Source organism: Ancylomarina sp. (assembly GCF_041555295.1).
In the GTDB taxonomy this organism is placed as follows: Bacteria; Bacteroidota; Bacteroidia; order Bacteroidales; family Marinifilaceae; genus Ancylomarina.
On the sequence record NZ_JBFFKR010000105.1, the window covers coordinates 1 to 11062 of the forward strand.

General features: G+C 35.3%; 8 protein-coding genes. 6 read left to right on the forward strand and 2 right to left on the reverse strand.

What is annotated here, in order from left to right; genetic code table 11:
• Positions 1-553: 553 nt before the first annotated feature.
• Together ABY905_RS09160 and ABY905_RS09165 are read right to left on the reverse strand one after the other, a co-directional pair.
• On the reverse strand, positions 554-1270 hold the full coding sequence (locus tag ABY905_RS09160; protein ID WP_372642791.1) for a LytR/AlgR family response regulator transcription factor: 717 nt from the start codon (positions 1268-1270) through the stop codon (positions 554-556).
• A 381-nt stretch (positions 1271-1651) separates the two neighbouring features.
• Positions 1652-4606 carry a M4 family metallopeptidase gene (locus ABY905_RS09165; RefSeq protein WP_372642793.1) on the reverse strand — a complete coding sequence of 985 codons (2955 nt, stop codon included), beginning with the start codon at positions 4604-4606 and terminating at the stop codon, positions 1652-1654.
• Between the two features lie 728 nt (positions 4607-5334).
• Between ABY905_RS09165 and ABY905_RS09170 the strand changes: the two genes are divergently transcribed.
• From ABY905_RS09170 to ABY905_RS09195, 6 genes are all read left to right on the forward strand, one after another.
• Entirely contained in the window at positions 5335-5568 is a 234-nt protein-coding gene (locus ABY905_RS09170) for a hypothetical protein (protein ID WP_372642795.1), read from the forward strand.
• 370 nt (positions 5569-5938) lie between these two features.
• Positions 5939-6388 carry a hypothetical protein gene (locus ABY905_RS09175; protein WP_372642798.1) on the forward strand — a complete coding sequence of 150 codons (450 nt, stop codon included), beginning with the start codon at positions 5939-5941 and terminating at the stop codon, positions 6386-6388.
• A 41-nt stretch (positions 6389-6429) separates the two neighbouring features.
• Positions 6430-7416 carry a Gfo/Idh/MocA family protein gene (locus tag ABY905_RS09180; RefSeq protein ID WP_372642800.1) on the forward strand — a complete coding sequence of 329 codons (987 nt, stop codon included), beginning with the start codon at positions 6430-6432 and terminating at the stop codon, positions 7414-7416.
• Between the two features lie 264 nt (positions 7417-7680).
• Positions 7681-8379 (forward strand): hypothetical protein, encoded by a 699-nt coding sequence (locus ABY905_RS09185; protein WP_372642803.1) that lies wholly within the window; start codon positions 7681-7683, stop codon positions 8377-8379.
• Positions 8380-8918: 539 nt separating this feature from the next.
• A complete protein-coding gene (locus tag ABY905_RS09190) occupies positions 8919-10343 on the forward strand; it encodes an alpha/beta hydrolase family protein (RefSeq protein WP_372642806.1) in 1425 nt (474 codons plus the stop codon).
• A gap of 39 nt (positions 10344-10382) precedes the next feature.
• The coding region (locus ABY905_RS09195; protein ID WP_372642809.1) for a hypothetical protein at positions 10383-11062 on the forward strand (680 nt) is incomplete at its 3' end.

Consider the following 11062-nt stretch of genomic DNA (forward strand, 5'->3'; position numbering starts at 1 on the left):
AAATCCAAGGCTAAAAAGAATTAGAGGGTTCATAAGGCTTGTTTTTAGATGATTGACAAACTTTATGTATGGGGCGGAGGACTCTATTGTAAATTTACGAAAAACAGAGAGCTGAGGCAAAAATAGTTTTGATGCAATTCCACGGCTTTTATTAGACCTTAGATTCAAGTAACAAAAGCTAACAAAAGCAAAATTTCATGGGCGGTGACGAGTAGCGTGAGAGTTAGTTCAATTAACAAACACCAGCAAGCCCATTAAATAGGACTCCTGAAAAGAGAGAATCAACAGGAAGATAAGCCCCACTGAATACCTGTTTTTAGTTTGTGTAAAATGCTATTTACAAGATCCGAAAGTTGAGTTTTACATTTATTTCCTTTTTGCTGTTGGGAGATAGGGGCATATTTCTTCTTCTATTGTATCTTTGCTAGGTTCGTAGTACATAAGCTTGTAGGGGTTTTATTTGTCGTGAAACAAATTTCTACAACCTTTTCCTTTTTTCAAAACTTAGAAAGTCGAGACGACTTCTATATAATTATGAGTAGAGAGGTAAAGTTTAGACAAGAATATTTTCATTAACCCAGTTTTGAAATTTACTTTTGTATTTATCACTTACCGATATGTAGATTTTGTCATCAAAAATAATCCTATTTCGATCGATTACAGAAATTTTAGTTAGGTTCACAATATACGACCTATGAATACGCATGAACTTGTAATCAGGGAGTTTATCTTCAATTGATTTTAAGCTGCACAGCGACATCACTTCGGTTGAATTGTCTAAATGAATCTTCATGTATTCATTTATGGACTCAATATATTTTATATTATTTAAATCAATTTTAATTGTTTTATAATTCGATTTAATAAAAAGAAAATTGTTTTCTGTTTTATCTGGAGTCGTAATGGGTTGATGAATTTCAAACCTGTTTTTAGCTTTATGTGCTGATTTAAAGAAATCGGAGTAATTAAAAGGCTTAAGTAGGTAGTCAATGGCATTTAAACGAAACCCTTCAATTGCATACTGGCAGTGCGCGCTAGTAAAAATTACCATAGGTGGATTGTCAAGTAATTTAACAAAGTCTATACCATTTAGATCGGGCATGTCAATATCAATAAACATCAAGTCAACTTGCTTTTTTTGTAAAAGATCTATAGCCTTTTCGGGACTCGTATAAATTGCAAGCTTCTCGAGAAAGGAAGATTTATCGATATAAGATTCTATCAGTTTTAAAGCTAAAGGTTCATTGTCAATAGCAATGCATTTTATCATAATAATTCTGAGTGTTTGGAAATACACGTAAACTTGAATTCAACTTTATACGAATGAAATCAATTAACAGTGAGATTAGTCAACAAATATATGTTTTTAGTCAGTAAAAATACAATATTTGTCAATTAATTGTTATGGTTAAATTATAGTAAGTGGTTTTAGCTAAATATGAGTTAAACGATTATTCCCTTTTGTGAGCTTAATACTATCCATGCTATTGCCTATTATATCTCATTGAAGCTATCTTTATTATACATAAGAAAGTCCGGTTCAATACCGGACTTTCTTCATTTTTGCATAGACAAATAAAACAGTTTGAGTTAGTGGATATGCATAGGATTTTTAAAAGAAGAAAACCTTAAGCTTTTCTTCAAGTTTTATTTATTCTTTGATAAACTTATTTGTTATAAGCTCTTTTTTCGTCTCTACTGAAATAAGGTATAAACCAGTTGGAAGTTCTGAGATATTAATTTTGCTCTCATTTTCATCCATCTTAACAACTTTAATTAATGTTCCAGTTGAACTATAAATTTTAAGGCTACCATTTGTTTTAGCATTTGTAACCTGCACGTTAATGTACGAGCTAGCTGGGTTAGGATAAATATTAACAGCAGGTTTTGTTACTATATTATTAATATTAGAATTAGTAGCGGTAATACCGTAAGTTGTATTAGGTAGACAGATACTCGTCACCTCTGATGACCCAAATGAACCGCCTGATGCTAAGATCGTTCCATTGCTGTCTTCTAATTTATATGAACCATTTCCATAGGTACAGCAAATACCATCACCGTAAACATCCGAAATAGTGAACTCATAACATGCATCTGCTAAATCATCAATGGGAATAACAAGAGTTGATTCATCTGCTTGCGAGTTATATGTTCCTCCTGAAGCAACAGCTGATCCATTACTATCTTTTAGTGCCCAACTTGTTTCTTCTGGATATTTATCGAATGTAATTGTTAGTGTTAAGTTATTGGTACTGGTTGTTGGAGTTGTTACATCTAACGAACTACTTGCAACAGAAACATTACCTTTAGCATCTATAGCAGTTACATAAAAACCGTATGTTGTAGACTCTGTAAGACCTGTCACACCAGCTGTGGTACCTGTTGTTGTAGCTATTAAATTTCCATCTTGATAAACTCGATAATTTTTTACAGCAACATTATCTGTTGAAGCTGTCCAGTTTAACGTACATGATGTTTCTGTAATATCCGAAGATGCCAGATCTGTTGGAGCACTTGGAGCTTCTGTGTCATCTGATGGTTCACCAAATGTTACTGTGTAATCTTCAACTTCACCATAGCCAAATGTCTCACAAGTCGTTTGTTCTCCATTATATTTCATAGAGATTCTCATACGTGTTGTCCCGCTTGCAGAGGCGTCTATAGTCATGCTTCCATTTACAACACCACTATTTACAGCACCAGCATCATATACCAATTCGTCAGCGCTAAAGGTAAAGTCCTTATTATAATCTATCCAGATTTTCCAGTATTCATTATATGATGTACTGGCATAACCAGGTGTTAAAGTTAAATTAACTGTTGCTCCAGCATCAAGCCTTATGATTTTATCTGTAAAATCGGAATATCCTGTTGCACCTGAAGAATATGTATCTGTTCCAATAACAACTTTCGAAATCCACTCATAACTAGAATCACTACCTTTTGAGCTACAGTATGAATCATCAATTTCACCGTAAGGTGTGCCAACACCAACAGCATACATGGCATTAGTTACCGAAATTTCTGACTGAGAACCTTCTCCATAAAGATCTTGAGCTGCTTGTATAGCAAAGGTTCTTGCATCTGCATAATTAGAGGTTGAAGTCATATATTGACTTTCAACTCTAAATGCAATTTGTTCTGCTTTTTCAATTCCAATAGCTGCTACTTCATAAGTGTCACCATTATCATTTGTTCCGGAACCACCTTCGGTTATTAAATAGAACCAGTAGCAAAAAGGACCATTATTTGTGTGAACACCACCATAATCATTATACTTAGTAGGACTACTTGAAAGGGCTGCCCAATTTGTACCTTGATAAGTATCAGGTAAACCTTTAGATTTTGGATCACTTATTGAGCGTAGTGCTGAACCTAAATCTTCACCCATTGACCAGGTATCTTTATTTGGAGCATATTTGTATTCAATAGCACAACCCCAAATGTCACTGAATGCTTCGTTTAAAGCACCTTCTTCATTTTGGTAGTTAAGATCAGCCGTATATGAACAAACAGCATGTCCAAATTCATGACCAAAAACATCAAGAGAAGTTAAAATATCAAAGGAGCTTCCATCGCCAAAAGTGAAAACAGAACCATTCCAATACGCATTATCATAATTGCTATCGAAATGAACATAGGTTTTCATTAACGCACCATTACCATCAAAACTATTACGATTAAATGTGTTTTTAAAATAATCATAGGTCATCATTCCTGCCCAATGAGCATCTAAAGCACCATTATCTTTATCAGAATTATCATATTCAGCTTGAGTCCAGTTATTATCAGTATCAGTAAAATCTACTGCATTCAAATAACTAGTTCCTTCGTTACAGTTATAAGTTACTATACCATTACCTCTGGTGTAATCTCTTAATCGATAATAGTTACTATAACTTTCTGTGTTGATTGTTTTTGTTCCACTATAGCGTGTGACTGCAGAACCGGTCTCATTAGCTCTGTGAAGACGAGCATTCGTATGAACAATCTCTCCAGTATGGGCATTTACATAAATGAAATCACGACTTAAAGGTTTCGTAGCATAAATATCAATTTTATATGCCAATACCATTTCGTGAATAGCTTTAGGATTTTTGCCGTAATCATGAGCAATAATAACTAATTCTGGATTTGTGTATAAATCTTTGTTGTCTGTGCTCATGTATTCTTCAGCGTTAACAAAAGCTTTTGCTTTTTCACGGGCATCATTTTCTGTGAGAGTAGGCGTCGTGTTAATCTCATTGACTAATTTATAGTTCCCACTTAACGATTCGATGACCTTATTACGACTATGAGCGATGTAAACACCATTTTCTACTTTAATTCCCTTATGATATTGTTGGAATTTTTCATGAGTATAACCAATGCGATCATTTTCTGATCTTAATGATTTATACTCATCATTGCTTGTCATGTTAAACAAACTAGATAATACGGCTTTAGTTTCTGTCTTAGAAACAGATTTAGTTTTGCCTTTAGTGTTGAATTTAATAAATGTTGGGTGACCGTTTCTGTCAAGTTTTTGCTTTTCGATTTCTTGCGCATATGTCGAATTACATATAAATGCAAAAATAAAAATAAGAGTAAAACATTTTTTCATAATTAATGGGGTTTAGGTTAATAAGTTTTAATTAACTTTTTTATAACATAAACTTAAAAACGAATTGATAGTTTAGTGAAAAAAATCAGTAGACAGTCATTTATTATCTGTAGATAGGTGAATAGTATCAGTAAATAGAACAAGTACATCTCCAATAAGTTGTAGTAGAGCTATCTTTTATCTTTCAGGTAATTTGCAATTTGCCAAACACGTAAATGAGTTTTTTTCTACATTATTCTTATTAAACAGATAAGTTTTTTAATGGTGGTGCTATAGACTTCATTGTTCCCTAATCCAGGCATTTAGCGGCATCGAAATGTGAAATATCTTTGGAGAAGCCAGGCTGACCTATTAATTCAAACGTCTATTAAGCTAACAGTTTCCCCTTCTGGTTTCTGAGCCCTCGTATTGAGCCCAGCCTAAATGTCGCAGAAGGACAGGGGAGATAGAGCGGGGTGTTTTTATCTCACAAAAACAAGCACTTCACTAGGATTCATAATTATGTAGATTAATTCTGTTTTATGTAAGCCTGATGTTTTACGTTAGTTTATTTTATTGTTTATTTTCTAATTTTCATAAATTTGGTTGGCTTAAAATATTAAGCTAGTGCTTATCATGCTTATATGGGTGAAAGAGTGCAATTTAATGGATTGTTGAAATAAATGTATAGACATACGTTTACACACACCTTAGGCACAATTTAGAGAATAGAATACTTATGAATAAAATTGACAGACTCAAGAACCTACGATCTCGCTCCAAATGTATCGGGTCTCGATCAGTTTTATCCAAAGCTTTTAAGCAATACCGATTGGCGCAACACTTATATCGACTATTATCCAAGCGATTCTAAGGCAACGGGCATCAGTAACGATTGGCAGTGGTATTGGACAGGTATCGGGAACTTAACTGCCGAAGATTATAAGGCGGCCTATGAGGGATTGCAAGTGGAGAAGGAGTAGTCCGATTTGGGTGACCAAAGGACAACTATTAAAAATGTACGAATTGTATAAGAACAAGCAACTTGATCCTATTTTTGATTAAAAGTATAGGTTGGACAATTCAATTAAGATAGAAATAATAGGACGTCAATTAAGGTGAAACGACATTCTTATCCTTAGTGAATCTCAGTGACTGTTTTGTGAGCCTTTGTCCCCAGTCCCTGAGGATCCCATAGATAAAGAGAACTAACTCCAAGCATGTTGTATCCTTCATTTTCCCCACTTAGAATCAATAGTTTATTTATGGTAAAATATTATAGTAAATCTAATTTTGTTATTTTTGATCACCAAAGAATAAAACATTTACACCCTACACGCAATTACTAAAAAAATGAAAAATTTAATTTTCCCCTTCTTTATTCTTGCCATTTTCTTTATAAGCTCTTGTTGTTATGAAGAAGAATGTGGTGAATGTTTTTCGCCTCCCAATTATTTTGTGTTCGAATTGGTCGATAGCGACATGGGAGAAAATCTATTTACGAATGGGACCTTCAATTCAGATGATATAGAAGTTTTAGATGCCTCAGACCATCCTATTGAATTTACCTTTATAGGGGAAAATGAAATCAATTTAATTGAGATAAACACAATTGGCTGGCAAACTGAAATCGTTAATTACAGAATCAATATTGCCTCTGAAAAACTATTCGATCTATATGTGGATGCCAAAAGATTATATGAAGACTGTTGCTCCTTTACGAGATACAATGAAATTGAAATCGGTAATGTAGAGTTTAGCTTGAGCACTGAAACAGGGATTTATACCATTTTTGTTGGTTAAAGATGCCAAAATACGATTGTTGAATAAGCAGGTAAAAGCATATGAATAGGAAGATACGTTGGGGAATAATAGGCTTAGGTAAAATTGCAAACAAATTTGCAAGTGACCTACAGCTATCTAATGAGGCTGAGCTTTATGCTGTGGCTTCGAGAAACCAGAAAAAGGCAAAAGATTTTGCAGAGAAATACCATTCTCAAAAATGCTATAATTCTTATGAGGAGATGGCCAAAGATGAAGCTATTGATGTGATTTATATTGCAACGCCACATAGCTTTCATTTTGAAAACACCATGCTTTGCTTGAAGAATAACAAGTCGGTATTATGTGAGAAGCCAATGGGTTTGGATTCTCATCAGGTGAGAGCTATGATAAAAGAAGCTCGGTCGAGAAATCTTTTCCTAATGGAAGGTTTGTGGACACGTTTTATACCAGCTACCGAGAAGTTGATAGACTTGCTTCGAAACAAGTCGATTGGTGAGCTCCAATACATTCATGCGGATTTTGGTTTTAAAGGCGACCTTAATCTTGAAAGTCGGGTGTATAATAAAAAACTAGGTGGTGGCTCCTTAATGGACATTGGTATCTATCCCATTTATTTAAGTCTAATCACTCTAGGTTTCCCTACGCATATGAATGCTGTGGCACGAATGACCGAAACAGGGGTTGATAGTTACTGTTCCATGCTTTTTGGTTATGAGAATGGCGAGAAAGCCATTTTGGAATCGTCCATTGAGGCCGATACGCCTACTGTAGCTAATATTTATGGGAGCAAGGGCTATATTAAGCTGCATAGCAGGTTTCATCATAGCGAAAAGATTTCTTTGTATCAGGACGATAAGTTGAAAGAGGAATTTGACTTAAAGTATCAGGGGAATGGTTATATCTATGAAGTTGAAGAAGTCAACCGTTGTTTGAGAAACAGGATGATTGAAAGTCCAAAACTACCTCATGCACTCAGTTTAGATCTAATGGCATTAATCGATCAGGTAAAGACTAAAATTGGCTTGACCTATACGAACCAAGGCTAACACGCTCTAATTTGAAATAAATAGAGCTCTCGTCTATGAGAACTCTATCAATTCTGCCATTATTCTCTGTATCATTTTCATTACCAGTAGCTATATGACCATGAATGGAATCCCGCTTCGTTTATATTTTTATGTTTGTCTCTAATATTTTGTTTATCTTCAGTAAGTAAAAGAAAAATGATTATCTAAACCCCTAAGGGGGAATATTTGATTTTGCATAGCATGACCAAACAGAAGCTAACCTAAATACCTAAAACGACTAGTATGAGACGACTTTATAAGCCTATAATGTTTTCTTTCCTATTAGCCCTGTCGTATGGGGGCTATTGTCAGTATGAATCAATACTCGAAGAGAGAATTGTAGGAAGAGTGCTCGATACACTTGAGGTCAATGAAAATAATACGGTGGTTCATACCTTATGGTTGAATGATACCTTAAAGATTGTGGTTCAGAATGAGCATCTTAAATATAATTTTAAGAGTACGAATAAGGATGGTGAAAATACAAAACGCTTATTTAGTCTAACTGAGCGTAAAAGTTATATCAACAACTTGAAGACTGAAGGCCAAAATTGTTTTTCTTTTGCCTTAGAGCATTATTTTGCTCGTAACGGCATGGCTCAGCAAGCCGTGTTTAATAAACGAACGCTAATTGGATTGGAAACCATAGGTCAGATTCTAAATCACTACTTTATAGAAGTAAAGGCCTTTAACACACTTTCCAAACAGAATTTTAAAACAAAAATCCCAGATAATACTTTGCTTACTTTTTCAAGTCAAGCCGATAAGGTGATTCATGCCGTCTATCACGATAAGGGTCTATATTATACAAAATGTGGTGGTTCCGAAGCCGCAGAGTTTCTTAACCTAAAGAATTTTATAAAGGAAAACTATAAGGAAACCCAATTGGTTAAAATATACAAATTCGATAAAGCCAGACTTGATTTGGCTTTAAATAAATAGAAGGTATTACCCGGTCAATAGAGTTATTGCTTAAGAGGGTGTCCAGAAATATGTGTAAAGATTCTGATCCCGACAAGTATCGGGACAGAATGACGGCTACATATATCTCTGGATACCCTCTTTTTTTATGCTTATAAATAGTCTATACTAAGCGATCTATAGCTTTGTTTTTCTTCGGCGAATAAATCCTTTGCTCATTCGGGATTGATCTTTTTTGATTCATAATTATATAGATGAATTCTATTTTACATCTGCTTCCTATTTTAATATGTGTGAATATATTGTTTGCTTTCTAATTTTCATAAATTTGGGTGGATGTAAAATGTATGTGCTAACAAAGAGTAGGTTTTAGTATATCTTTTAGATCTAAAATAATAAAATATAAAGCTATTATCCTGAATAGAAAAAATGATAAGACATGAAACGAGCCATTAGCAAGTCCGCCAAACAAAAGGCTACGGCTTTATCCCTCTTGAGTTTGCGAAACATGAATGTTTTGGCGACTTCCATGTGGTAAATGAAAATTAAATTATTGACAGATGAAACAATTTATTCTCTTATTCACATTAATCCTATGTCTTTCGAGTGCAGGGCAGGCAGCTAATAAGCAGGAAAATACAAAATGGGAAGGTGCTTTATTGGTTCAAGGCTTTGAACTGAAATTGGTCTTTAAATTCAACCAGGATACTTGTTTCCTCGATGTCCCTGTTCAGGGCGTTGTGGATTATCCTTCATCAGAATGTAAGATCACTGGCGATAGTATTCGTGTTGCCTATTCGGGTATACTGCAAGCTCAATTTGTTGGGGTGAAGCAAGCCGATACACTTCTTGTTGGACATTGGATTCAATCGGGCAAAAGCTTCCCTTTGACCCTGAGAAGAAAGATAGAAAATATAAGACCTCAAACCCCCAAGTTGCCTTTGCCATATAAGCAAGAGGAAGTCTCATATTTCAATCATGATAAAAGTATTCGCATTGGAGGCACATTAAGCCTTCCTAAAAATGGAAATAATCATTCGGTTGCCATTCTGATTACAGGGAGTGGACAGCAAGATAGGGATGAAAGCATCATGGGACATAAACCCTTTTTAGTTATCGCTGATTATCTGACACGACAAGGGATTGCCGTATTGCGTGTAGATGATAGAGGTGTAGGAGCCACCACAGGTAAGGAAACATTGAAGAAAGCGACATCCTATGACTTCGCCTTGGATGTTGTTGCGGGTATTAAATATCTGCAGAGTAGGGCAGATATTGATCAGCAACAAATTGGCTTGATTGGACACAGCGAAGGTGGTCTGATTGCTTCAATTATTGGATCAAAACGAGATGATCTTGCTTTTATCGTTTCATTGGCTGGTTTAGGTGTATCGGGAAATAGATTGATGAGCTCTCAAATAAAGAAAGCATTGGTCCGAACATTGCCTACAAAATCAGTCGATAGTATTGTCTCTTTCGAAAAGAGAGCCATGAATATCATCATCCATCAGGAAGATGATCGATTGGCTGAGGTCAGTATTAGTCAGGCACTAATTGGTCCCTGGTTGGAAGGTCAGGACGCGTCCGTCAAAGAATATTTTGGAATGAAGACCGTTGATGGCTTTCAAACCCTTGACACAAAGTCTGCTTTGGCTCGTTATAAAATGATGATGATTCCCTGGTTTAGATACTTTATAGCTTATCAGCCTAATAAATTTCTACCTAAGGTGAAAGCACCCTTCTTAGTACTTAATGGGGATAAGGATACTCAGGTTCTATCGGAACTAAACACAGTTGGCTTTAAACGAATTTTTAAAGCTAGTGGTAAAACCAATTACGAAATCATTCGCTATCCTGATTTGAATCATTTCTTTCAGCATTGTGAAACAGGCTATATCGACGAGGTTGAGTCTATTGAAGAAACCATCTCAGAAGAGGTTTTGAATGATATATCTACTTGGATTAAGAAGCAGGTAGGAAACTAATTATAGAGCTAATTTCACTTTAAATAAAAGAGTTCATAAATGAAAAATATATTTTCGATTGCATTACTTATGAGTAGCTTCATGTTTGTGGGCTGTCAGGAAGAACCTAAAACGCTTGCTTCTGTTATGGATAAATATGCTTTATTTAATGCAGACCCTGTAGGTGCAAAACCTAATGAACGACCTATGAGCTTGCCACTGATGATACCTTCGGTTGATCATTCTCTCGCTGGAAGGATTCTAATGGCAAAGGGGAAAGATGCAAAGCCAACAGTCATCTTTCTGCATGGTAATCCAGGTTTTGAGAAGAATGAAGAAACAGGACAAATCTTACGACGAGCGGGTTATAATGCGGTTTTCTGTTCCTATTCGGGTACTTGGGGCAATAAGGGTGTGTTTTCTTATAAGCAATCGATTAATGATGTTAAAGCGATTGTCGCTTACTTGACAGAAAATAGCAATCAAATCAGAGTTGACTCTCAGGCGATCTACTTATGTGGTTTCAGTATGGGAGCAGACATTGCTATTTTGGCTGGTCAAGAGCTTCCTCTTGTCAAGGGAATCATCTCTATCGATCTCTGGAATGGTCATCACAGTCTTAAGCAGAAATCAGAGGAGGAATTATCGGTCTATATCCAAAACCTGAAGCAAAGACCTTGTATTCAAATTGAGTCAGGAAAAGCCTTTGTCGATGGCATCATTACGAATAATGGAATGGA

Bases quoted from the DNA above. Each gene is read 5' to 3' on its own strand.
- ABY905_RS09160 (WP_372642791.1), bottom strand. From the start codon at position 1,270: ATGATAAAATGCATTGCTATTGACAATGAACCTTTAGCTTTAAAACTG.
- ABY905_RS09165 (WP_372642793.1), bottom strand. From the start codon at position 4,606: ATGAAAAAATGTTTTACTCTTATTTTTATTTTTGCATTTATATGTAAT.
- ABY905_RS09175 (WP_372642798.1), top strand. From the start codon at position 5,939: ATGAAAAATTTAATTTTCCCCTTCTTTATTCTTGCCATTTTCTTTATA.
- ABY905_RS09180 (WP_372642800.1), top strand. From the start codon at position 6,430: ATGAATAGGAAGATACGTTGGGGAATAATAGGCTTAGGTAAAATTGCA.
- ABY905_RS09185 (WP_372642803.1), top strand. From the start codon at position 7,681: ATGAGACGACTTTATAAGCCTATAATGTTTTCTTTCCTATTAGCCCTG.
- ABY905_RS09190 (WP_372642806.1), top strand. From the start codon at position 8,919: ATGAAACAATTTATTCTCTTATTCACATTAATCCTATGTCTTTCGAGT.